Source organism: Bifidobacterium sp. LH_512 (assembly GCF_056356435.1).
Genome location: NZ_JBKEUE010000001.1, coordinates 324,048 through 349,245, shown reverse-complemented (window position 1 = coordinate 349,245; position 25,198 = coordinate 324,048). Strand labels below are relative to the sequence as shown.

19 protein-coding genes are annotated in these 25,198 nt (G+C 55.6%); 2 read left to right on the top strand and 17 right to left on the bottom strand.

The features are described from left to right. Positions 1 to 4 precede the first annotated feature (4 nt). From AC1AWD_RS01520 to AC1AWD_RS01460, 13 genes are all read right to left on the bottom strand, one after another. Positions 5 to 949: a nucleoside hydrolase gene (locus AC1AWD_RS01520; protein ID WP_476563296.1), complete on the bottom strand. Its 945-nt coding sequence runs from the start codon at positions 947 to 949 to the stop codon at positions 5 to 7. Between the two features lie 93 nt (positions 950 to 1,042). Continuing rightward, a complete protein-coding gene (locus AC1AWD_RS01515; protein ID WP_476563295.1) occupies positions 1,043 to 1,564 on the bottom strand; it encodes a Gfo/Idh/MocA family oxidoreductase in 522 nt (173 codons plus the stop codon). A gap of 29 nt (positions 1,565 to 1,593) precedes the next feature. Continuing rightward, positions 1,594 to 1,767 carry a hypothetical protein gene (locus AC1AWD_RS01510; protein ID WP_476563294.1) on the bottom strand — a complete coding sequence of 58 codons (174 nt, stop codon included), beginning with the start codon at positions 1,765 to 1,767 and terminating at the stop codon, positions 1,594 to 1,596. A 248-nt stretch (positions 1,768 to 2,015) separates the two neighbouring features. Continuing rightward, positions 2,016 to 3,227 carry an iron-containing alcohol dehydrogenase gene (locus AC1AWD_RS01505; RefSeq protein ID WP_476509545.1) on the bottom strand — a complete coding sequence of 404 codons (1,212 nt, stop codon included), beginning with the start codon at positions 3,225 to 3,227 and terminating at the stop codon, positions 2,016 to 2,018. Between the two features lie 148 nt (positions 3,228 to 3,375). Then, positions 3,376 to 4,827, bottom strand: coding sequence for a carboxylesterase/lipase family protein (locus tag AC1AWD_RS01500; protein ID WP_476509598.1), 1,452 nt, complete (start codon positions 4,825 to 4,827; stop codon positions 3,376 to 3,378). Further along, positions 4,824 to 6,413, bottom strand: a complete 1,590-nt coding sequence (locus tag AC1AWD_RS01495) for a glycoside hydrolase family 43 protein (protein ID WP_476563293.1) — start codon at positions 6,411 to 6,413, stop codon at positions 4,824 to 4,826. The genes AC1AWD_RS01500 and AC1AWD_RS01495 overlap by 4 nt, the downstream gene beginning before the upstream one ends. Beyond that, positions 6,410 to 7,549, bottom strand: a complete 1,140-nt coding sequence (locus AC1AWD_RS01490) for a glycosyl hydrolase family 8 (protein WP_464343351.1) — start codon at positions 7,547 to 7,549, stop codon at positions 6,410 to 6,412. The genes AC1AWD_RS01495 and AC1AWD_RS01490 overlap by 4 nt, the downstream gene beginning before the upstream one ends. A 1-nt stretch (position 7,550) precedes the next feature. Beyond that, positions 7,551 to 9,593 carry a right-handed parallel beta-helix repeat-containing protein gene (locus AC1AWD_RS01485; protein ID WP_476563292.1) on the bottom strand — a complete coding sequence of 681 codons (2,043 nt, stop codon included), beginning with the start codon at positions 9,591 to 9,593 and terminating at the stop codon, positions 7,551 to 7,553. 49 nt (positions 9,594 to 9,642) lie between these two features. Beyond that, positions 9,643 to 11,514 (bottom strand): sialate O-acetylesterase, encoded by a 1,872-nt coding sequence (locus AC1AWD_RS01480; RefSeq protein ID WP_476563291.1) that lies wholly within the window; start codon positions 11,512 to 11,514, stop codon positions 9,643 to 9,645. Positions 11,515 to 11,636: 122 nt separating this feature from the next. Continuing rightward, positions 11,637 to 13,268 carry a glycoside hydrolase family 43 protein gene (locus AC1AWD_RS01475; protein WP_476563290.1) on the bottom strand — a complete coding sequence of 544 codons (1,632 nt, stop codon included), beginning with the start codon at positions 13,266 to 13,268 and terminating at the stop codon, positions 11,637 to 11,639. A 100-nt stretch (positions 13,269 to 13,368) separates the two neighbouring features. Further along, positions 13,369 to 14,241, bottom strand: coding sequence for a carbohydrate ABC transporter permease (locus AC1AWD_RS01470; RefSeq protein ID WP_476563289.1), 873 nt, complete (start codon positions 14,239 to 14,241; stop codon positions 13,369 to 13,371). A 1-nt stretch (position 14,242) separates the two neighbouring features. Beyond that, entirely contained in the window at positions 14,243 to 15,265 is a 1,023-nt protein-coding gene (locus AC1AWD_RS01465; RefSeq protein WP_476563288.1) for a carbohydrate ABC transporter permease, read from the bottom strand. A gap of 125 nt (positions 15,266 to 15,390) precedes the next feature. Next, positions 15,391 to 16,665 (bottom strand): ABC transporter substrate-binding protein, encoded by a 1,275-nt coding sequence (locus AC1AWD_RS01460; RefSeq protein WP_476563287.1) that lies wholly within the window; start codon positions 16,663 to 16,665, stop codon positions 15,391 to 15,393. A gap of 331 nt (positions 16,666 to 16,996) precedes the next feature. Here AC1AWD_RS01460 and AC1AWD_RS01455 point away from each other — a divergent pair, with 331 nt between their 5' ends. Together AC1AWD_RS01455 and AC1AWD_RS01450 are read left to right on the top strand one after the other, a co-directional pair. Next, positions 16,997 to 18,043: a LacI family DNA-binding transcriptional regulator gene (locus AC1AWD_RS01455; RefSeq protein WP_476563286.1), complete on the top strand. Its 1,047-nt coding sequence runs from the start codon at positions 16,997 to 16,999 to the stop codon at positions 18,041 to 18,043. A 62-nt stretch (positions 18,044 to 18,105) separates the two neighbouring features. After that, positions 18,106 to 19,119, top strand: coding sequence for a LacI family DNA-binding transcriptional regulator (locus tag AC1AWD_RS01450; RefSeq protein ID WP_476563285.1), 1,014 nt, complete (start codon positions 18,106 to 18,108; stop codon positions 19,117 to 19,119). A gap of 63 nt (positions 19,120 to 19,182) precedes the next feature. On the opposite strand, the gene AC1AWD_RS01445 is transcribed toward AC1AWD_RS01450, so the two are convergent. The 4 genes from AC1AWD_RS01445 to AC1AWD_RS01430 form a co-directional block, all read right to left on the bottom strand. Then, complete coding sequence (locus tag AC1AWD_RS01445) at positions 19,183 to 20,487, bottom strand: MFS transporter (protein WP_476563284.1); 1,305 nt, start codon at positions 20,485 to 20,487, stop codon at positions 19,183 to 19,185. After that, positions 20,468 to 22,231, bottom strand: coding sequence for a glycoside hydrolase family 43 protein (locus tag AC1AWD_RS01440; RefSeq protein ID WP_476563283.1), 1,764 nt, complete (start codon positions 22,229 to 22,231; stop codon positions 20,468 to 20,470). Before AC1AWD_RS01440 ends, AC1AWD_RS01445 begins: the two co-directional genes overlap by 20 nt. A 284-nt stretch (positions 22,232 to 22,515) precedes the next feature. Next, positions 22,516 to 23,862 (bottom strand): xylose isomerase, encoded by a 1,347-nt coding sequence (xylA, locus tag AC1AWD_RS01435; protein ID WP_476563282.1) that lies wholly within the window; start codon positions 23,860 to 23,862, stop codon positions 22,516 to 22,518. A 358-nt stretch (positions 23,863 to 24,220) separates the two neighbouring features. Further along, entirely contained in the window at positions 24,221 to 25,150 is a 930-nt protein-coding gene (locus AC1AWD_RS01430; protein ID WP_476563281.1) for an EamA family transporter, read from the bottom strand. Positions 25,151 to 25,198: the final 48 nt, after the last annotated feature.

Here is a 25,198-nt window from a genome sequence, read left to right as displayed (position 1 = left end):
TCAATCAGTCGGCATGTAAAGCGCGGAACACATAATCCTTGTATTCCGCCGCATGTAGACGACTGCACACGGACACGTTCGGCTCACGGCCCAACACATTGTTCACATCAACCAGCATCGCGCCATAGCTTGGCCCTTGCGACGTATCGACCTGGCAATAGTAGCGTTTGCAATCGGCGACGCATTGCGGATGCAATGCCGCCGCCATCGCAGCGGGATCGGCCATGTCAAGGCATTCATCATGGAAACGCTCGCGATTCAACGCCAGCAAATCCTTATTGCAATCCATCGCGAACCGCCCCAGATCACCGCTTTCGCGGATACGTTCAATATCGGCCTTCGTCAGCATGCAATCACCCAAGCAGGCGTCCCAGCCAACGAATGTGACATCCTGTAATCCGGCTTCCACCACGATTTTCGCTGCTTCCGCATCCTGCCAAATATTGAATTCCGCCACCGGCGACGCATTGCCTCGCCCCAATCCGGCACTGCCCATGATCACGATGCGCCGCGCGCGACGCACCGCCTGCGGATCGACGCGCAACGCCAATGCGATATTGGTCAACGGTCCCAATGCAATAATGTCAATCGACTGAATCTCATGCGAACGCAATGTTTCGATTAATTTGATAACGCCATTGCCATCCGCCGCATGCAAACGACGCGGCTTGAAACCGATATCCCCCATACCATCGCCGCCATGCGTTTCGTACGCGTATGACAGGTCGTTAAGCAGCATGCATTCGCTGCCACGGTATACCGGCGGCTCATACGTGCCCGCGTATTCAATCGTGGTAAGCGTATTCACCGTCGCCTGATCGACATGCACATTGCCTGAAACCGTTGAAAACATGAGGATTTCATAATTCGGGTCGTTCAACGCCATGGCGATGGCCACGGCGTCATCCGATCCGCAATCAGTGTCGATAATCAGTTTTTGGCGGGTCATGCGGTTCCTTTGTTACTATGTTGCATTGAGGTTTTCAATATGAATGCATGAATATCCTACTGTTGCATCCAGGGTTCATCGGCGACCGTCACGTCATGTCCAGTGCGCGACGATGCGCCTTGCCAGCAAAGGATTCCACCACTGGTTGTCAACAAAATCGTATAGACCATATCGGCCATCGCCGAAATCCAATGTCGCGACCGTGGATGTGTGAGGCTCCGGTTTGGGATCGGCAATCCATCCGTCAAAGCGCAGCGGGTCAACCATCGGTGCGGTAAACGAACGCGCATTAACGGCAACCGTCTTCAAACCAATATCCATATAGTCGCGCATCAGCGCCACCGCATGATACAGATGCGTCGAAGCGACCTCAACGCAATTCACCTGGCCGAGCGCGCCGGAACGCAACATATTCAGACGGGCGGCGTGCCCTGGCATTCGATAATACTGTTCGCCGACCTGCACCATATCAGCACGATCCGAAAGACGCTGCCATATCGCACGCAATCCATCCAGATCCGGCGCCGGAGGCGTTTCGCAATAGACATGATGGCCGGCATCGACCAAGTCGCAGACCGCCGTCGGGGCTGCCAGCCATGATACCGCAACAGCCACGAAATCCGTTTTATACGAATCCAGCATTGTCAGTCCGAACAGACCGGCACCTGGTATTCCTGCTGGATGCGCCGCATCGCATCATCATGTTTACCGACGACAAGCGCCACTTTCAATCTGTCCGGTATCGACCGTGCCACACGGCAAAAGAAACGACTCCGCCATCCGTCACCGATGATGGCAATACGATACGGTTCGTTCATATCTCCTCCTTGAAAAAGACCGTGCGTTTCCCGCGGGAAACGCACGGCAACGAATCCGATTCAAGTCAAGCAATGTCACGAGGCGAGAAAGCCGCGATCGACGATGAATTCACAAAACCGTCGGTATCAGTCAGTACCGGGCCGACGGCGTTCACACGAATGCCCCGCGTTTCTCCGGCAACGGCACGTAAACGCCTTTGCAACTGTCATATCAGCGTTCCTTTCAAATTCCAAAGACGCAAGCCGGCTCAGAAGGTCACGGGAGCGACGCAGTCGGCGAGGATGGCACGGGCGTCATCACGTGTAATCGCACGATAGGAACCGCCGGCGTTGCCGGCATGGTCGGCAAGCCTGTCGAGCACCGCATCAAAGTCCTCACCGTCGGCGGGCACACCGATTTCGGCAAAGGTGCGCGGCGCTCCTACGCGAGCGAGGAAATCGGAATACCGTTCAATGCCTTCCTCGGCAATGACCTGTTCGCTCTTGCCGGTGGCATCAACGCCCCATACGTTCACTGCCCAACGGGCGAAGCGAGCAGTGGATTCAGGGCAGAAACGATACACATACTTCATCCAATGCGGGTGCACGACGGCCAGACCGGCCCCGTGCGCGACGTCATAGTAGGCGCTGATCGCGTGCTCGATGCCATGCGTCACCCAATCCTCTTCCTTGCCGCGGGAGATCAGACGGTTCAACGCCAACGTGGAATCCCACATCGCGTTGCTGCGCGCGCGATAATCCTTCGGATCACGCTGGCAGTCTCGCCACGAGCGCAGGATATGGCGCTGGATGGCTTCGGCCATTTCGTCGGACAGGTTGTCGTCGCTGGGCAGCGACAGATACTGTTCGCAGGTGTGACAGAACATGTCGACGAAACCGTATGTGGTTTGAACATCCGGCAGCGTCATCAGATAGCTGGGATCAAGTACGGAGAATTTCGGCGTCAGCGGGAAGGACGTGTAGCCGAGTTTGCGATGGCGCTCCCAATTGGTCAGTACCGCGGCGTCGCCCATTTCGGAGCCGGTGGCTGCGGTGGTCAATACGACGCCCAACGGCAACAGATGTTCCGGCGCGGGCTTGCCGGTTTCGATATAGTCGTCCCAGACGTCCTCGTCTTCGCCGATGCCGCTGGCGAGACAGATGAATTTGGCGCAGTCGATTGCCGAGCCGCCGCCGACCGCAAGTACCAGGCCCACATGATGGCGGCGCACCAATTCCACGCCTTCCAGCACTTTGTCAAGGCGCGGGTTGGGCGTGACGCCACGCAATTCCACGACTCTGCTGCCGGCTTCGGACAATGCAGACATCACATCGTCGTAGGCGCCGTTGCGTTTGATCGACCCACCGCCGTACACCATCAGCACGGCACCGTCATATTTGCGGGCCTCCTGTGCGATGTTCGCAGCCTGTCCTTTGCCGAAATAGATTTTCACAGGATTGTGGAAAATGAAATTGCGCATGACGTTCCTTTCACCAAATGCTTTCTCAGGATGTACAGCCGACGATGGGCGACCATGTCTGTTTGCCGGCGAACCATTATGCGGCAGGGACGATCTGCAAAGACCGTCCCTGCCTATGCATCAGTATTCACACATCAACTGTATGCCGTCACAGGCCAGATGCCTTTCGATCTGTTTCGGTGAGCCAATCCGTCTGCATGCCCGGCTTTTGGCACAAATGCATGGCAGGGCATTTCTCTCCGACGCAACGACCCCATGTGGGCAGCGGCGCTCCGTCGCGGTCCGTTCCGTTGGGATCGCCATTGGCGGCGAAATTGGTCCAATACAAGCCCATTCGCCTTGCCAGATCGTAATGCCATCCAACGAATGGACGCCAGCATTTCGCAAGGCTGCCGAAGGAGAACCACAAGTCGGATGAGTGGAAGGTTCCAGCATCGTCTCCCGGCATATCAACGTCGAAATGGTAGTAGTAGGGAGCTTTGTCATATGCGGTTGTCCACGCATGAATGAACGCCAGATTGCCCATTTGCCCGACATGTTGAAGACTGCCATCTGCTTGAGGAACGATGAATTCGTTCGTCGTATTACCGACCATTACATCGACTTCGTTGGCGTCGCCACGCCCGATGATTTCGGCTTCCTGATCGGGCAGGAACAAGCCGTCAATGCACGGCACCCAGTTGACCATCATCGACCAATCGCCTTCACGTCCGCTGTCCGGTGGAACCGGCAGGGATTCGGCGGCTTCCAATACCGTTCGGGCCGGGATTGCACGGGCCTGTTCCAGCGTGGAGACACCCAATGCTTCGAACAGACGGATTCCGTTGGCCTGCGCATGCTCCAGCGTGTCCTGCCGCGCATTGAAATACCCTAGGCCTGCGCCGGATTGCATGATGGCTTTCTGAAACAGGCCATGATTCATCGGCGAGCAGATCTGGGCCAAGACGCTGGCGGCACCGGCCGATTGGCCAAAAACCGTAATGTTTTCCGGATCTCCGCCGAACTTCGCGATGTTTTCCTTCACCCATTGGATTCCGGCACGCTGATCCAGGAATCCAAAATTCGCATATGGTTCGCCGTCGCCGCGTTTTACGGCCTCCTCATGCAGCAAAGGGTGCGTCATAAACCCAAATGCATTCAGACGATAGGCCACACTGACCACAACGACGCCGTTCGCGGCGAGATGTGTGCCGTCGAATTCCTTTTCAAATGTGCCGCCGCATTGATAGGCTCCGCCATAGATCCAGACCATGACCGGCAGTTTTTCGGAGGCTACCATGCTATCCGCGCCATATCCACGTAATGCCGGAGTCCAAATATTCAGGTAGAGGCAATCCTCGCTCATCGGCACGGCCGGATCAGTGCCCCATTCACGATCATAGAAATCATCGGAGGCGCCCGGCGTCGGCTGCATCGCGGTAGGCCCGAAATCGAAGGCTTGCAGCACACCATCCCATGGCAGGGCCGGCTGCGGTGCGCGCCAACGCAAGTCCCCGACAGGAGGCTGGGCGAACGGGACCCCTCGGAACACGGTGATGCCCTGATCTTCAGCCGCCAAGCCTTCGACAGTTCCTTGCGCCACTATGACCTGTCGCTTCATTGCTCTCTTTCCTTCGTATCCGGCGTCGAATACGCAAAGTCGTAAAAATCGGCGATTCCACCGGTCTCTTTTGTCGAATACAGGAACAATCCGATACGGCAACCTGTGAAATGATCCATTTTGAAGACCATCCGGTGCGCTGTCCCCAATGGACGCCATTCGGATTCCGGCGTATCCGCATCGCGGTAGAAGAACGTCACTTCATCCTTGCAATCGGTGAAATCATATACCGCGCGCAGGCGCATGCAATCCTCATCCGCCATGATTTCCGCATCCGTTACGGCTGGACTGTCCCAATCATTATCGGAGAAGATGGAATCGTCATTCGCCGGCTTGTATTGGACGGTCAGCATCGTGCGGCCGTTCTTTCGCGTAAGCGCGATGTAGGAATAGCATCCTTGGAACGCCGCCAATCCGGCGAAGTCGCCATCGTGCAATGTCGACGCGTCGACGGTGACTTCGGCCACCGTCACAGGCCCCATCGTGCGCTGCGTCAGCGTGTTCCATGCATGATTGAGATTCGAGCTGATGCGTCCGGAATGCAGACGGAATGCTCCCGGACGTTCCGTCAGTGACCAGTATTCGTTATGTGAGATGTGATTGAACTGCCAGTATGGCTGCAGACAGTTGGCATCGACTCCGCCTTCGGCGTTATACCGGGCTATGAATTCGCTGCCGTTGATGGGCGTGACAGGTTCGGCACAGCTTGCAGCCGGCACGCTGACCGACTGCGGCACTTTGCCGTTCTCGCCGACGACGGGGAATCCGTCCTCGCCGAACCGCATCGGCATCAGTATCGGCACGCGTCCCACACCGCCGCGGTCCTGCATCATGAATGCATACCAGTCGCCGTCCGGAGTGTCCACCATACCGCCTTGCGCGACTCCGTAACCGTGGAAGGACAGGTCGTCTTCGATAATTTCACGCACTTCGAAAGCGCCATCCAAGGATTCGGCCATCAAGCAGGCTTCTGTTTTGCCCTTGCCTTGCGGGAAGTGACAGGTGAAGACGTAATAGCGTCCATCATGCTTGTACAGGTGACTGCCCTCATAACCAAGGTCAGCCTGCGGATCGTCCTGCACGATGACCCGGTCGAGCCCACCCGGCATCGGCCCGCTTAATTCAGGATTCAACTCCGTGATGCGCAATGTCGACTGCCCATGTACGACATAGGCTCGATCATCGTCATCAAAGAACAGTCCGCTGTCATAATAGAAGCCGTCAAGCTCACGCTTTCGCCATGGGCCGCATGGATCGTCCGCCGTCAGCAGATAGCTGGCATGCGTATCGTTGGCGGCGAACAACACATACCAAGTGCCCCGATGGTAACGCAGTGACGGCGCCCACATGCCTCGACCGTAGGCGTTGGCACCTTCACATTCCAAACGTTCTTCAGGGGTATCCGCCACGATATTCAATGCGTGCGCAATGAATTCCCAATGCACTAGGTCATAGCTGCGCAGAATATCGCACCCGGGTGTGAAATGCATAGTCGTAGTGGCCATGTAATACACGTCCCCGACCCGGATGATGTCTGGATCAGGAAAATCCGTGTAGACCATAGGATTAGTTGAGGTAATCATCATTCATACCGATACTTTCCGCTCAACGCCAGCATGGCGAAAGCATAGAGGAAATTGTCATAGTAACGACGCGTGCCGGTTCGCATCGGCGTATTCCACAGCATGCGCACCCATTCACGGGCATTATGTTCCGCGTCGGGCTGGGCCGAATGCACCGCCGCAAGTGCGCCTTGCGCGGTCGCGGCCAGGAATCCGACCGGATGAAGCACGACCTCGTCCACGGCGGTGCCGTCGATGGCGTAGACGCTAGTACGGTCGTGGGTCAGGAAGAATCGCTGCAGCGCGGCGACGCGGTCGCACAGCACTTCCTGCGGACCGTTCCAGGCTGCATCCAGTCCGATATTCGCCGCAGTACGGTAGGCGTCAGAATAGAAATGCCAATGATTGGACTCGTCGACATGCGGCTTTCCGTCATAATCCGCGTATTCAGCGTTCATGCCGGTCCGCTCGTCGCAGGCCGCCTGCAGATAGCGACGGCTTGCGGCGGCTGCCTCATGCCAAAATGGACGGTCTTCTTCGTCAGCTTCTTCGGCGAATACTTCATAGAAGTGCGGCAGATGGTAGGACGGATCGCTCCACTCGGTCTCCGGAATGAACTTGATGAGCTTGTTGTCGGGATTCCACATGGGTTCGCCGTCGTATCGTTCGCCCTTATGAACGCAATATCTCAAGATCTCGCGTCCCCATGCGGAATATTCGTAGATATCCTCGCCATCACCCCAGCGACGGGAGGCGAGGAACAGGTCCATCGCGAAATATTCCTCGCCGTCAGGTGCCGGACCGTTCGAGTTCGGCGTGCCGTCCGGCGCGACCGACCATGCGAAATAATGCGCATGGTGACCTTCCTCCATGTACATGTGACGCATTACCCAGCCCCACAGCTTGTCGAATACGTCCTTACGGTCGTATTGCAGGGCGATCATCATCGCATAGCTCATGCCTTCGGTACGCACATCGTTGTTGCCGGTGTCCATCACATAGGCAAGACCTTCGTCGTTCTCCCAATAGAATTTGTTCGGACCTTCGAAGATCTCATGCCAGACCTGCGCCACGCGCTTGTCGATGTCGTCCTGGGCATATCCGCATTGTGCGAACATGGATTTATCCAATGTCTTGTTGGTATCGGCCGTGTTTGTCATATCAGTTGTTCCATTTCCAGATTCGAATGTGGTTCTCTCCAGCGGCAAGGCCATTCAATGCACCGGCCTTGCGTTCCGTTGCCGTCAAGGCTTGCCCCAGCAAGTCGGTGTCCAGCACATAGTCACCGCCATCGGGCTGTTCGTAGCGTTCTTCCACGATGCGCGGCACGCCGAGCATATCGCTGGTGACGACCTGCATCCTGGTATCGGCGACGGCCTGCGGCACAGCGCACTGCAGGTACAGTCCATCGGCTTCTTCGACCAATGTCACCGGCATGGACTCATCACATGCAACGCTCATAGAGGCGGTGCCGCCGAAGAATGGGGCATCCTCCCGCATACGACCCGAATCGTCGACCATGCCTTCCTGCTTGCTCAGACCCCGGGCACCGGACAGGTAGACGTTGCCGCCAGCATACAGCGACTGCAACGGATTTCGCTCGCCGCCGCCCTGTGAAGGATCGGCCCACATGGCCCGCTGACGTTCCAAGTATTCATGCATCGACATCGGGCAATCGCCGTAAGCGGACAAACCATATTCACCGACGGCCGGCTTCACCGGCTGCGGCGCGAACATGTTGTTCAGCCAACGCTCATCGCCGCCGGACACCACTGCGCATCCGGCCACCTCGGTGGTATGCGGATAGTGATACGGCGTGGAACGGTCGGGGACGGTATGTGGTTCGATGGCGCCGCAGATCAGATTGTTGACGAAGGCACCGCCTTGCGACCAGTTCTGGAACATCACCGGCGAAGCGAAAACGTTATTGTCCACCAGATACGGCCCATGACTCACTTCAATCATCAGATCACGCACGTTGTTGTGGAACACATTGCGAGTGATGCGCGTGCCCTGTGTCTGCCAATCCATCCACATGCCCAGCGAGCAATCGTGGATGTTGTTGTTGGCAATGACCGTATCCAATGCGGCATGGAATTTGATGCCGGCGACTTCCCATCCGAAGAATTCGCGCTTCAGCGCGATGTGATGGACGTGATTGTGCTCGATACGGCAGAATGCGCTGCCCATATGACCGACGATGGCATTCTGGCCGCACTCGTAGATGTCGTTGTTGCGTACGATATGACCGCCGATCAGCCCCTTCTCCCAGCCGATGCGACGGGCCTTGAACACAGCCTCCAACTGGTATTGGTAACCGGTTTTGCGCTCGGTTTTCGCCCACTCGTTGTCGCCGGATGAGTTTTCCTTGCCCAACGACACCGCAGAGAATTTGGCGTCATGCAGGACATTGTCTTCGATGATCCAGCCATACGACCAGTTCGGACCGACCATACCCCACTGCTGCGAGGTCGGTGGCGCCCAATCGCCGGTGGCCTGCGCCATTTCGAAACCGCGCACAGTGATGTAGTTGACATGGTTGCGGGACGGGAAGAAGCACGCACGACGAACGCTGATTTCCACCAGTTCCGCATTCGGATCGGCACCTTGGAAATTCGCCCAGATCGTTGTGGTGCCGGCACGCTCGTCCACTTCGGCATGCCACGCATAACGGGTACGGTCCGCATCCGGTACAGGGCAGGGAATCTTCAACGCGAAATCCTCATCCGTGTCACGAGGTCGCGGGTCGTATACACCTTCCAACGTCGTCGATTCGAAGAAGGAGACACCGTTGAGATACACATCACCAAGATGTTTGTCCGGCTCCTTGCCGAACTTGGGCATTTCCAGCCAGTCACCGAAAATCGCAGTCGCGAAAGGATTGAAATCGCCGAACATCGCGTTGTCAAGCGTCACCGTCCACACATGCGGATGATCGGCCAATTCCGTCCAGCCCTGCACGCATTCCGAGCCTTTGATAACCGGCCGAGCTTCGCCCTCGGCTCCGCAATAGGTGATGCGTTCATGTTCGCTCAGACCACCGTGCCTCGGATCAACCTGTTCGCGGTATACGCCTTCATGCACGATCACCGTATCGCCCGGAGAGGCCACCCGCGCGGCCTTGGAAATCGTGGCGAACGGATGCTCCACGTCGCCGCACGCGGCATCGCTGCCGGTTGGTTTGACATGGTATTCAAACGTCATTGTTGAATCTCCTTCTTCAATATCGGGATGTGACCAATACAAAATCTCGTTACGACAATTTGATACGGAACGGCGTCACCGGTATACCGTACTCGTCACACAGCAACCCGCGATGCGGGTTGTTGCCCCACGCGTATCGGATGGATTCCGGACGACGCGGCGGCAACGCAACATGGACCGTGTTCCCGTCAATGATCGCCGGCATGGCCTGCACGGTGCCGCCGTCGGACCAGACATATTCGAATTCCTCCGGAACACCGCCGTCCAACGTCGCCATTGCACAATCCTCTGCACTGTCATCAGGCTTCGTACCGTACGGCACATGCACGAACGAGATAACGGCCTCATTGCGGGCCCGGTCAATGGTGACATCGCGTACGGCTGGCTGCAGGGTGTTCTCGCCGTAGACCAGTGACAACGCGGCTTCGAACAAACGCGTACCAACCAGCTGTTTGTTATAGGGATGCAGGTCGTTCCAAGCACCAGCATCCAACGTGACGACGGTGGCCACATCATTCACGTCCTGCGACACCTGCCATTCCGCCTCACGAATCAGCGGCCAACCGCCATCATCGAGACAATTCATCGAAAAGACAGGCAACTGGACAATCAGGAACGGCATACGTTTTTGCGCCCACTTACAACGCCACAGATTGATCATTGCGGCCAGCATGTCATGGTATTGTGTGGCGCGTTCACCGGTGTTTGATTCACCCTGATACCACAGTGCCGCACGGACACCGTAAGGAATGCACGGGGCCAGCATGGCATTATACAGGCCGACCGGCTTCCAGCGGACGAAATCCTCGATTGGTCGGTTCTCATCGGTGCGCGAGATGACCGCATACCGCCATGCTCCGGATACGTCGAAAGATTCGTCTCCGACACGCAGGAACATGGATTTGCCTGAAACGACGCATCCCATATCGTTTTCGCAAATCAAGCAAACGCGGATTTCGTTGGCACCGGCATGCAGAATGCCTTCATCGATCGTGAAATCCAACGGCTCGTACTGGCATGTGGTGCTACCGACGTGCCGCCCATTCACAAAAACCTCGGTACTGTCCATCCACAGACCAAGACGTAACAACGCGCTTTTGCTATCGCATTGGCGGGGCAGATATACGGTTTTGCGGAACTCCACACGACCACGAAAATCGGGTAACCCTGTTTCACGGAACACAGCAGGTATGTTCATCGTACACCACTGCCATTGTTCCGGTGGCAATTCGCTCTCATCCAAGCGACGCAGCCAGTCAGCTTGTGCGGCAATACTGTCGGCACTGCGTTTTTCGGCAATGCCCTCCCCCAGGTACGGCTCCAGTTCCTTCACCGCATCGGGGAACCGCTGCAACGTATCCCAATCCAGCCAGGATTCGATTGGGGAACCGCCCAACGACACGTTCAGCAGACCAACCGGAACATTGTAATGCTGTCGGATCTGCTTGGCGAAGAAGTAAGCGACGGCAGAGAATTCGGGCAGACCGTCCGCATCGCAGGCGGCCCAATGCGCCTCTTCATGATCGGCGACCGGACCATTGAAGTCATAACGCCACACGACTTTGTACTGGCGGAGGAACGGATCCGGATCCTTCTCGAATTCCGAAGGATAATCCGGCTTGACCCATTGCATCGGCAGTTCCATATTGGATTGGCCCGAGCACAGGAACACCTCACCTACATAACATTCACGGGTCAGTTGTTCGGTCCCGCATTCGATGACCATCGTGAACGGCCCACCGGGATTCAATGAGGGGAGAACAGCCTTCCAAGCGCCCTTCTCATCGGCCTGAGACGTCACCGCATGTTCCTGAACCGTGACCGTCACGCTCCGCCGTGGTTCGCACCACCCCCACACCGGCACGTCCTGTCCGGATTGCAGCACGCATCCGTCATCGAAAATCTTCGGCACCGCAAGCATCGTCGCTTTCCCCTTTCTTCCATCTTTGACCGGCCATATGAAATCTCCGTCATATACGATTCATGACGGTTTGCATACGCCAGTGGCGACGAAAACACACGTTTCCGTCGCCACCAGAACACCTATTCGTTATCAGGCAATTCCCGATAATCGAATTCGCCGAATTTCGCGACCCTGTCGTATCCGGACAAATCAACCACAGCCATGCCAACGAATGCTCCGGTGAAGAAGCCGCCGTACTGGCGCACGATATAGTCGTCCGACAGAATCTTCGCGTCCAGCTTGAGGCCCAAATCAGTCCACGTGGTCCCGTCAAACGAATATTCGTACGAATACCACTGCTTACGCACCTTCGTGCGCAGCCATACGGTCTTCACATCATCCGGCACAACAGGTGCCTTGTCGCGCAGGAAAGACGTGTAGTTGTTGAAATCGTTCTGTGCGACTTCAATCACACGGCACTGACGCTGTTCGTCCCAGGTCACGAACACCCAGGACCAGCACAAATCGTCATAGTAATTCGTCAGACCGGCCATTTGACGGTAGTTCTTCGGATCGAACTCGACTTTCACGGTCGCGTCGAAGTTGAACGCCTGCCAACGACGCGCCACCAACGACAGGTCGAACAGATTGCACAGCGAACCCTGGCCACGCAGTTCCAATGCACCGCCGCCGACCTTGCCCATGTTCTTATCGAACGGCACACGCAGCGTGTTCCAATTCAGGTCCAACGTGTCCGACATGAAATCGTCATGCTGGCTGTGATCCGCAGGCGCCTCGGTCTCGATGGCGTCCTTCGGGGCATCCACATAACGCTGTCCGCCGTGCCCTCCGACAACGTACGGCCAACCGTCCTCGGTCCATTCGACCTTCTGGATGGACGTTTCACGGCCCAGCGTACACCAGCCGCGAGGATCGGTGAAGGATTCATTGTCATGATGCCACGGACGGCCACACAGCGAGGCATAATACCATTCGCCCGACGGGGTATCGACCAGCGCACCGTGGCCCTGCTTCTGCAGATAGGAACGGGGCGTGTCGAAATTCGTGATGAACGGATTCGATGGCATGCCTTCAAAGGACAGTGCGTCCAAAGACCTGGAACGGGCCACGACTTCCTGATGCGTGTATACGGTGCCGCCTTCAGCAGCGAACAGGTAGTAATAACCATTGATCTTGTACAGATGTGGCCCCTCGGTAAGTTTGACATCCGTGCCACGCCAGATCGTGCGTTCGGTTTCCGGCTTGAGCTTCATCGTCTCCACATCGAATTCGGTAAGCGTGATGCCGTCGAATTGATGATGGTATTCACGGAAATCCCAAGTCTGCTGCACCAGATACTTACGGCCATCGTCATCATGGAACAGGCTTGCGTCGAAGCCGACGCCGTTCACACGAACCGGCTCGCTCCACGGACCACGAATGTCCTCTGCCGTCACCAGATAGTTCGTGCAGTCCTTGAACGCGCCGTTCACGACCTTCACGTCCGTGTAGATAAGCCAGAATTTGCCGTCCGCATAGGAAAGATCTGGAGCCCAGATGCCACCGGATGACGGATTGCCTCGCATATCAAGCTGGCTTATGCGGCTCAGTGGACTCGGCAACAGGTTCCAATGGACCATGTCCTTGGACTCGTGCAGACGGACACCTGGGAACCATTCGAACGTGGAATTGGCAATGTAATAGGTATCCCCAACTCGAATCATAGAGGGATCAGCATTGAATCCCGGGAGAACAGGGTTTGCGATTTGCATAGAATACTCCTTATGCAGGAGCTGTGTTCAAAAGCCACCTCGTAATGAAATGTCTCTTGAACACAGCTCCTTTCATGTATGGCTTATAGTTAAGCCGCAATCAGCCCTTAACAGCGCCGGTCAGTCCACCGACGATCTTCTTCTGGAAGATGGTGAAGCAGATCAGGGCCGGCAGCATCGCCAAAGAGGTGAAGGCCAAAACGGCTGCCGTATCCACGGAATGCTCCGAGCTGAACATAGACACACCCAACGGAAGGGTGTACTTGTCAGAGCTGCTGAGCACGAAGAGCGGAAGCATGTAACCATTCCAGCTGCCGACGAATTGCAGGATGCCGACAGTAGCGACGCCTGGCATCGACAACGGGATGACCATGCGCCAGAAGAAGCCCAGTCGAGAGCATCCATCAAGCAGACACGCCTCTTCAAGTTCGTTCGGGATTGACTGCAGGAACGGCACCAAGATAATGATGGTCTGAGGCAAGCCGAATGCAATCTGCGGCAAAATGATACCGGCCAGAGAGTTCGACAGACCAAGGTTGCGAATCATCAGGTACAGCGGGGTGATGCCGACGGTCATCGGGAACATCAGGCCCGCAGAGAACAGTGCATACATCACCGGGGCGTACTTGAACTTGTACCGAGCGATGACGAAGCTCACCATGATACCAAGCACGACCACGCCGACCATGGTGCAGATGGCCACAATCAACGAGTTCTTCAGTTCACCCCAGAAAATATCGCTGGCGAAAACGTTGATATAGTTATCAATGACCCACGGATTCGGCAGTCCCGAAGGATGATTGGTGATTTGCGAATTGGTGCGAAAACCGCCAAGAATGATGTAGAGAACCGGAACGACGCAGATCGCGACAAGGACCAAAGAGAAGAAATAGACGATGGGATTACCCCATGGGGTCTTTTGCGATACACGATATCCGTTCGCAGCAGTGTACTGCGTATTTTTCTTTGCCATGTTACTTCACCTCACCTGCAGCGGCAAGACGCTGCGCTTCCTTAGCGCGCTTCGCCGCGCGCCTCTTCGCCTGCTTCTGTTCGGTCAGGGCACCATCCAAATCGCGGTTGAGCACGAAACGCTGATAGGTAAGAGCAATCACCAAAGAGATGATGAAGATGATGATGGCGACTGCAGAGCCATAGCCATAATTGCCGGCGTCACGGCCTTCACGCACCATATAGGTGGCCATGGTGGATACACCGGCGGTCTCGGAAATGTAGCTTCCCCAGATAATGTACACCAAATCGAACAGCTGCAGAGAGCCGATCATCGACAGGAAGACCCAGATACGGAGGGTCGGTGCCAGCAGCGGCAGTGTGATACGCCACTGCATCTGCCAGAAAGTAGCGCCATCAACGCGGGCGGCTTCGTACAATTCCTCAGGAATGGACTGCATGCCGGCAAGCATCAAGATGACGGCGAAGCCGATGTACTTCCAGCTGATCAGAATAAGAAGGACGAATATAGCGAACTTCGGATCTGCCAGCCAGTCAGGGCCGTCGATGCCGAAATTAGCAAGAATCTCGTTAGCAGCACCGGTCTTCTGCAGAATCAGGCTCCAACCCGTACCAACGATGACTTCGGAGACTACGTACGGAACGAAGATCAAAGTACGGATCAGACCGCGGCCCTTGAACTTCTGGTTCAGCAGCAGTGCGAACAGGATGGCCAATGGAGCTTGGATGACCAGCGAGCCGATTACCACAATGAAGGTATGAAGGATAGCGGACTGGAAGCTGGCATCCTTCAATGCCGTGACGTAATTGCCGAGGCCAATGAATTCGCCGGTTTCGGAAGGCATTCCGAAACCCTTCCACTTGTAAAAGCCGTAATATGCACCCAGAATAAGGGGGAAGATTACGAACATAAGGAAAATGATGATGGCCGGGGCCGAAAGCAACGTTATCTCAGCCGCACGCCGGCCTTTTCCGCTGCTTGGTTTCTTTTCTGCGGCCGACCGCCGCGTTGTTGCACTTGTCATAGCATCTCCATCGATTTGTCCTGTTACCAGACGCGATAGGAGGCGGATTCAACCGTTTATCAATCACAGCGCGGCTGCACTGATAAATCAGGTACGAATCCGCCTCCACTTAGTTACTGTCCGTATCAGCCCTTGGCTGCGGCATCCTCAATCGCGGTGACGATGTCCTCAGGAGTACCTTGACCAGTCAGCAGGTTGACGATGCTGGTATTCAGAGCGTTACCGACATTGGCGCCCAAAGAAGAATCCATCCACAACTTCATGCCGGAGGACTGCTTCATCGCATCGATGATGGTCAGCAGGTTCTCATCAGTGACAGCGCCATAGGCTTCCTCAGAAGCCGGAATGGTCGAGAATGCGGTCGCATACTTTTCCTGCCATTCCTTCTCCGCCATAAAATTGACGAAATCAACAGCAACGTCCGGAGCTTCCGGATTCACGGCAAAGCTGGTGGCGGCGCCCATCAGCGCACCTTCCTCACCCTCACCATCTTCCAGCGTCGGGAATGCGAAATAGCCCAAATCAGCCATAGGCTGTTTGTCCGGAGTCAGATCCTTCAGAACGCCCGGCTCCCAAGTGCCCATGAGCTCCATCGCAGCCTTGTGATTCGCCAAAAGACCAGCCGAAGAACTTGCACCTTGCTGAGCGGTGGTGGTCAGGTAGCCCTCGTTGAACATACCTTTGTCATTCAGCTCCTGCAATTTCTCGCCAGCGGAAACCCAACAAGAATCAGAGAAGTCTTTATCGGTCATACCCTTGTCATACGCTTCGGTCGAGCAGGAACGCAGGGACAACCAGTAGTACCAGTGTCCTGCCGGCCAAGCATCCTTCGCACCCAACGCAATCGGGGCGATACCGGCATCCTTTAGCTTCTGGCAAGCATCCAGGAACTCCGACCATGTGGTCGGCACTTCAGTGATACCAGCCTGCTCAAACAGATCCTTGGAATACCAAATACCGCCAGGCTGAACCGTCACCGGAACGCCGTATACTTTGCCGTCGTATGTCGCAGACTCCAAAGAAGAAGCCATTTGAGTCTTAACGGTATCGGAGATTTTATCGGTCAGGTCCATCATCTGACCCGCATCAATCATATCCTGATCCTTCTGACCACCCAACGACATGAAGACATCCGGGCCAGAGGAAAGATCCTGCATAGCGGTTGTCAGCTTACCTTCAAAATCCTCATTCTGGATCGCTTCGATTTCAACGGTCACGCCGGGGTTTTCTTTTTCGAAGGCCGCCGCGACATCCTTCCAGTATTGCAAACCGTCACCGGAAGTGGCATTATGCCAAAAAACGATGGTATTGTCATCAGCATTATTGCTGCTTCCGCAGGCGCTCATACCGATCAAAGTTGCCACAGCGAGCGTCGCTGCAGCGATGGGCTTGAACTTCATTGTCTCCTCCTTGCCACTACCGTTCAGCGAATGAAGCCAAACGACACTCTTCAAACGAACCTAAATCAAACCGCAGGTTCCGTTTACGCCTTTAACACAACCAATCGAATCCTGCGAAATCATTCAAATTCGTTTTCGAAAACTTATCATTGTTTTCGACGGTTTTTACTATACAAGGATTTTATTTATTCGTCAAATTAAGTCAAAGCTGTCGCAAAAAGGTTTAAAAATGGCGATTTTTCAACACTACATAGCTTTTGAATAAACGAATTTCCATTTTCGAAACTTTCGAAATACAATAAAGAAACATCCGTTATATAAAGAAGGCAACATGACGAAGTCCCCCTCGACACCATCAACCAAAAAAACGGTCTCCTCCGTAAAACTCTCCGACATAGCCAAAATGACGGGCTATTCGCTGGCAACCGTGTCGAAAACCCTGAACGGCCGTTCGGACGTGTCCCCTACCGCACGAAAAGTCATCAAAGACGCCCTGCAAAAAAGCGGATACGCGCGACGATTCCCATCTCAGAAGCCTCGACAGCTTGTTGAAGTGGTATTTCAGGATTTCGACAGCATATGGGCGCTCGAAGTACTCCGGGGCATTCTCAGCGAAGCGAAATTCCATCACGCCAGCGTCATCACCACCGAAAGCGGAGACCGGCAACACCCCGGATCGTCATGGATCGACGGGGTCCTATACCGAAAACCGACCGGAGTCATCCTTATCTTCTCAGATTTGACCGATGAGGAAAGGAACGCCCTTGACTCGCACAACATCCCATTCGTCATCTTCGACCCATCCGGAGACCCGACGATTAACAGCATGTCTGTGCAAGCCGACAACTGGACAGGCGGCCTCATCGCCACCCGACATCTGTTGAAACTGGGGCATACTCGCATCGGCGTCATCGCCGGCCCAAATGAAATGGTGTGTTCCCGGGCCAGATTGGATGGCTATATAGCCGCACTCGCCGAATATGGCATTCCTTTGGACCCATCGTTGATTACCGAAGGTGATTTCACCACTCCTGGCGGTTACGCCCAAGCCATGACGCTGTTGGAAGATCCCGCTCTTCGCCCGACCGCAATTTTTGCAGGTAGCGACCTACAGGCAATGGGCGTATATGAGGCGGCACGACAACTCAGGCTGAGGATTCCTGACGACCTGTCCATAGTGGGTTTCGATGACATCCAGACTTCGGCGTTTCTCGGCCCCGGACTCACCACAGTGCGCCAACCCCTTAAGGATATGGCACGAGCAGCCACGCGCATGGTCCTCACCAACGATGGGATCAAGACCGAAGAGCAGCAACATATCATCATGCCGACCTCGCTTGTCATTCGCAGCAGTACGCGGGCAATCCATACGGCATAAGCCTCAGCATGATTCCAAGTACACTATGTAGTTGCTATCCTTCGACGTATGAAAGTCCGGTTATGTCCAAAAGCCAAATATCAATCGCTCAAATCGCAAAACTCACTGGACTGTCCGCGCCTACGGTCTCGAAAGTAATCAATGGACGTCCGGGCGTATCTGCCAACACGCGCGAGCGGGTGGAAACGGTGCTTGCACAATACGGTTACGAAAGGAAACCGGCTCCTCGCGGGAAAACATCGAAAACCATCGAACTGGTGTTCTCGCACACATTCAGTACTTCCACCATCGAACTGGTACGAGGTGCCATCACCCATGCATCGACTTTGGGTATAGGAATCACCATCAGCGAAGTGCCGGCAGCAACAGACAGAACCGAGCAATTCCGTCAAATTCTGGACCGCAATCCGCTTGGCGTCATTTTTGAACTGGAAGATGTCACGGAACAAGAACGGCGTCTGTTCCGATCACGTGCAATCCCATACATCATTATCAATCTCAGTCGTGGCATCAGTGACGATCTACTATCCGTGGGTCTTGATAATTGGTCGGGAGGCTTGCTCGTAGGACGCCATTTAACCAAACTTGGACATCAACGAATCGGCGTCATCACTGGCCCTTCGACGTCCGAGGCATCAGCGGCGCGATTGTCGGGCTTCCGCACCGCATTGAACGAAGTAGGAATCGGCCTCAGCCCAGAAATGATCAAAATCGGCGATTACAACAGCAAACTCGCTCTTATAGCGGCCGAAGAATTTCTCACCATGAACCAGCCACCAACGGCAATCTTTGCCTTCAACGACATTTCTGCGCTTTGCGTGTTGAAAGTCGCCGCACGACACAAAATCCTCATTCCAGACGAGCTTTCCGTCATCGGATTCGACGATGTGTTCCCCGCCAACGTTCTTGATATCACCACAATCAAGCAGCCACTCAGTCGCATTGCGCAAGAGGCGCTGGACATCATCATGAACGCGCGCAATGAGAAAGACGCTGGACAGCCCATAACAGAGCGCCGCATTATATTGCCGACACAACTTATCGAACGTAATACCACCAGTGTGCCGAAAATCTAACTGCAACAGCGCATGGGGGCAACGCAGATTTTCTGCATCGCCCCCCACGTATACAGGCTGCTGTTAATGCGTTGCCCTTACGGATTCGACCGACAAGAAGCACACCGCCGCAAGCAATACGCCAATCGCTTCGAACAGGAAGATATATCTGTAGCCGAAGGACGCAATGACTCCCGCAGCGACGAACGATGCGCACACGCCTCCCAAGGTGTTCGCTAAATTAAGAAAGCCCAAATCCTTGGCGGCGGCATTCGGATTCGGCAGTACCTGCAGGCTTATCGTCTGAATCAGCGCGGAATTCGCACCATTACCGATGCCATTGACGAAAGCGAACAGCAATATGCCAGCGGGACTGGAAATGATAAAAGCGAGCATTGCGGCCACAGCGATAATCATCGTAGTGGAAGCCGTCAACACTTTGACATGCCCTATCCGATCCGACAGCGGACCTGCTATGACGCAGCAGATCAAACCCACAACCAGCGCAATGGCCGCATTGGCAGACAACAGCCGACTGGAATCCGCGGAATCCAGCCCCAAATAATCCTGGATAATGTACAGCATGTAATTCGATGCCATGCTGGAGCAGGTGACCAGCAGGAAACGTCCGGCCAGCACCTTATAGAATTCGCGCGCTCCATGAGTAGGAAACATGAACATCGACGCCAATTCACGGACGTGCAACGGCTTGGCTGGCTCATGCTCGTTACCCGGCTCCGCAGCAAGCAACGCGGATACGATACCGCCGGCAATCGCGATGGCGGCCAGAACATTCACACCGACCGTCACATTGTCCAGGAACTGGGCCGCGACCAAAGCGCCTAGCTGAGAGCCTCCCATTTGCCCCATGCCGTACGCCGAGGACACCGTGCCCCTCCAACGCGGGGAAACGCGGTCGGACATTTGGGCCACCATGGCGGAGGCCACCCCATTGACCACCACCTCGTACAGGCACCACCACAGCAGCATCATACCGATGCTGCGCGCCTGTCCGAACATGAACAGCATCAGGCAGGACAGTATCGAACAGATCACGATCCAGGGCTTGCGCTTACCGAAGCGAGACCTGGTCCTGTCGGAGAGCGCGCCGAGAATGATGTTCGAGAACAATGCCACCACCATGGCGGTGGAGGAGAACATCACCAGCAATGACACCTTGTCGTCAGGGGCGATGACGTTCAGCCGCTGCGGCAGCAACGTGGAAATGGCGCCCTGATGCGGCAGCAGCCAGCATGCAGGGCCGATAACCAGAGCAATCGTCAGTAATTTCGGAAAACGCTCCTCAGCCGAATCCACAGCATTGGTCTTGTCGGGAGCATCCCGTCCCGCGGAATGCCGTAACGACAATTCAGCATCCCTCACGGTCATACACACTACCGGCCATGCACCCGACGAATCCACCGGACCATTCCGTACTCATAAAGCGCGCATCCAGTTCTTCCAAAACCGTCGTATCGGGGTCCTCCAGCAATTCACCCGGGGTCAGACCATCGCCTTTCGCTTCAGACAGTGCGGTCTTCGCGCATTGCATAATCATCAGACGATTATCATGGAACAGCACAGCCACCGTCAGTCCGTCAGCGGTCTTTTCAAACGGCAGCATCGCCTGCGACCGCTCACCGGCATTGACCGTCAGACGGTTCACGCTGTTCTCCGACATATACAGCGTCACATAATTCGTCGAATTCTGCTGGACACGCAGCATACCGCACTGTGGCATCGGCATCAGCGTATTATCCTCACTGATACGGCGATACAGCACGCTTCGATTCCCACGAACAGCCACCAACGAATCGTCTTCAAGCGAATCGATCGTCATATCAAGCACCGTCATCGTTGTACCTTCAGCAGCGTCAGCAGACGGCGCATGAAGTGTAATCGCCGCGTTGCCGTCACCATTGTTGACGATATCAATCGTTTCAGGCAAACGTCCCAATCCGGCGGCGACGACCGGCCAGCCCGGATCGCCCTGCGGAGTAATCGGAACGCCGGTACCATCCAATTTCCAATTTGCAGGATTGTGCTCCCACGTCAACGGCGCGACAAAGGATTCACGTCCCAAATAGCTCAGTAATTCACCCGGCTGAGCACCGACGGTTTCACGCACGCCCAACGTGACAATCCACCAACCAAGCGTCGGATGGTGAAGCATGTCGAAATGTCCGACACACTGAATCGGATCAGCCAAGCCAAGATGCCGATGCGTCAAAATCGGATTCTTCTTATCGGCATGGAACAGACGACGATACACGCCAACATAGCAACGCTCGTTCTCACGAGCCGGCGTAATGACATCACCGGATTCGTTCAATGCTTTATCGAACGCTTCAACGGCAGCGCGCAAGCCATTCGGCGCGTACGTACGCATCGCCATTTCGCTGTGCTCAAAACTGGTACCGCCCTCGGCTGTCATCAAATAAACGTAATCGCCGATTCGGTACAGGTGCGGGGCCTCCGCCCAAACGGCCTCCACGCCATAACCCTTCCAAATCACAGATTTGCCGGCACCTGCGACACCTCCATCATTGATCAGCCTCCACCCATCGGGATCGATGCGCTGCGTCCATACTTCAGTCTGACCTTCCCACTGCGAATCAACAGCCGGCCTGGTCTGCGTCCAGTAAACCGTGCCGTCCGAATCTTCAAAGATGTCGGGATCGATGCCTTCGGCACCGGTGATCCAGAACGGCCCGCGCCATGGCCCTTCCAGTGAATCGGCCTCGATGATGAAATTGCCTTCCGCAGCCAATGCCGCATCCAATTCCGCCTGAGTGCATCCGCCCGACAGCGCCATCTCCTGGTTAATGCGCGCGATCGTACATGCGATCACATATTTGCCGCCGATGTTTCGCAGGGTCGGCGCGTAGACTCCGCCGGAATCATCAACGAATGGAATCAACAGACGACGGGCCATGTCGGCGTTGATCGCATCGGATGCATGCGTCCAATGCGCCATGTCGGTCGACACGTGGATAGGCAAACCCGGGACCAATTCAAACGTGGAATTGACCAGGACGATTTCCTGTCGTTCACCGTCCCAGATCCAGCTGGGATCCGGATACATGCCGTGAAGAATCGGATTGGATACGATGACACCATGCTGTGCGGCCATGCGAGTTCCTTAATAGAAATAGATACGTTGGAATGACATCGATTCGGCGTCCTCGCCGAAAACGTTCGCCATGGGGACGAGTTTTCATACCTCCGCAAACGGCGGAACCGCCCAGACCGCATACATGATCTGGACGGTTCCGCTGCTTCTGCGATGAAGGAAGGAGTATAGGAGAAAAAGGAAAGAAGAAGGAGAGGGATGATGCAATCGTCGCGTACGCCGGCGATGCGGCGCGCCTGGCGCACGCGACGATCACCATCACCGATTCTGGTTTTCGCCTTGAATCAGGCTTCGGCCAGGGCGTCGATGATGTAGTTGTTGATGGTGGCCTTGACACCCTCGAGATGATCGGACTTGGTGGCTTCGATCAGCTTGGACTGCGGAATGTCCAGAGCGTACTCCTCCAGGGAGGCCAGCGAAGCGGTGCCGTTGTCGATGGTGGCTCCGATGCCGGAATCGTAGGAGGCGTAGCGCTCGGCCTGCAGGTTCTGGATGAACTTGTCCTCGTGCATCTTGGCTGCCACAAGCAGGCCGGCTGCGAAGGTGTCCATGCCGGCGACGTGGGAACGGAACAGGTCCTCAGCGTAGAAGGAGGTACGACGCGGCTTGGCGTCGAAGTTCAGGCCGCCGTGAGGTCCGATCTGGCCTTCGTCGAGGACTTCCCACATCACGGTGGTGGTTTCGACCAGGTCGGTCGGGAACTCATCCATATCCCAACCGATGAGCTTGTCGCCCTGGTTGGCGTCGAGGGAGCCGAGAACACCGGCCTCACGGGCGGTGCGGATCTCATGCTGATAGGTGTGGCCGGCCAGGTTGGCGTGGTTGCCTTCGAGGTTCAGCTTCATGAAGTCGATGCCATAGGTCTTCAGGAATGCGATGGCGGTGGCGGCGTCGAAGTCGTACTGGTGCATCGTCGGTTCCTTGGCCTTCGGCTCGATCAGGAACTGGGCATCCAGGCCGATTTCCTTGGCATAGTCATGGCACATGTAGAAGAACTTGGCCATGTGCTCCTGCTCACGCTTCATCTGGGTGTTCCACAGATTCTCGTAGCCTTCACGACCGCCCCAGAACACGTAGTTCTCGGCGCCCAGACGCTTTGCGATCTCCAGGGAGTGCTTCAGCTGGCCCGCGGAGTAGGCGTAGATGTCGGCGAACGGCGAGGTGGAGGCGCCGGAAACGAAGCGCGGGTTGGTGAACAGGGAGGAGGTGTTCCACAGCAGCTTGACGCCGGTGGCCTTCATGTTCTCTTCGATCTTGTCGACGACCTTGTCCAGATTTGCGTTGGTCTCACGCAGGGTGTCGCCTTCCGGAGCGATGTCGCGATCATGGAAGCAGAAGTATTCGGCACCCAGCTTGGTGAAGAACTCGAAAGCGTAATCAACCTTGGCCAGAGCCTCGTCCATCGGATTGGAGTACTTGCCGTACCACGGACGCCGAGCGGTGCCAGTGCCGAACGGATCGACGAGCTCCTGATCGAAGGTGTGCCACCAAGCGACGCCGAAGCGCAGCCAGTCCTTCATCTTCTTGCCAGCGACAATGCGGTCGGCGTCGTAGTAATGGAAAGCGAGGCCTTCCTTCGGTCCCTTTTCGCGACCGACGTATTCGATCTTATCGATATCCCACAGACCCATGGGTGCTCCTTTGCTAAGCATTGCTATCCATGACGGGTCCACTCGCCCGCCGTTGAGTAAATAGTAAAATGAACTACCTATCTTTGTCAATCCGTTTTACTATTCGGCGTTTCGCAAAGGTGAAAACACGACAAAGACTCCGTGAAAACGTTGAAATTAAGCCAAAATCACGACACAAATCACACTAAAGTCAGATATCAATCAGACCTGGATACATGTATAAGCAACGACTTCACGCAAATCAGACCCGAGAGGTCACATCACAAACATAAAATCACAGCGCAACACATCATCAGCACACAATGAAACCTCAAAAAATGAGGCCTTATTATCAATAAGGCCTCATACGACTCATGTCTCACCGATGATCACGCCGCTGTCCCAACACCAGCGTGCGCCTGTGCCGGCGAATCAAATCAAACGTGTACACCGCCAACGCGAACCAAATCACACCGAACGAAATGAAACGATGCGCCGGCACCTGCTCCCCCAACACCGTAATGCCCAGCACCAGCTGAATACTCGGCGTGATGTATTGCGTAAAGCTTAAGGTCACGAACGACGCGTGCTTGACGCCGTACGATGTCAGCACCAGCGGAATCACCGTCAGAATGCCGCAGCCCGCAAGCAGCGCCCACACCCACCACGGTTCCCCCGCCGGCACGCCGAAACGCGGCTGCACGGCGAGCGCCACAAACGCGAACGGCGCCAGCACACCGGTTTCGAACGTCAATGATTCGAACGGATCGAGCGGCACGAATCGTTTGATCAGGCAATATCCGCTGTAGCTGAAGGTCATCAGCATCGCCAGTCCGGGGAACGAGCCGGTATCAATCACGTACAAGGAGGCACCGCACAATGCGATCACCATGGATGCGATGCTCAGGACCGATGTTTTTTCGCGCAGAATCACCAACGCCAGCAGCATGTTGATCAGGGGCAACAGGAAATTCGCCGCACTCGCCTCGGATGTGTGTCCGATGGACACCAAATAAATGTAGACGACCCAATCAATGGTGACGAGCACCGCCGCGGCGACGGCGCCCGCGAAGATCTTCGGGCGTTTCCACATCGCCTTCACGGATTGCATGAACGCATGCCAGCGACCGCTTGCCAGCATGAACAGCACCATGACGATGGCCGCGGTCAGAATGCGGTACAGCATGACGTTCATGGATGAGACGCTGGACAGCGCGGCCCAATACAGCGGGAACATGCCATATACGACGGCGGCGATCAGCGTAGCCGAAACGCCGCGCGGAGTCTGTTTGATCTGATTGCTTTGCATCGGATGATGATATCGCATGACGCGACTTCATCATCCGATGCGGAATAA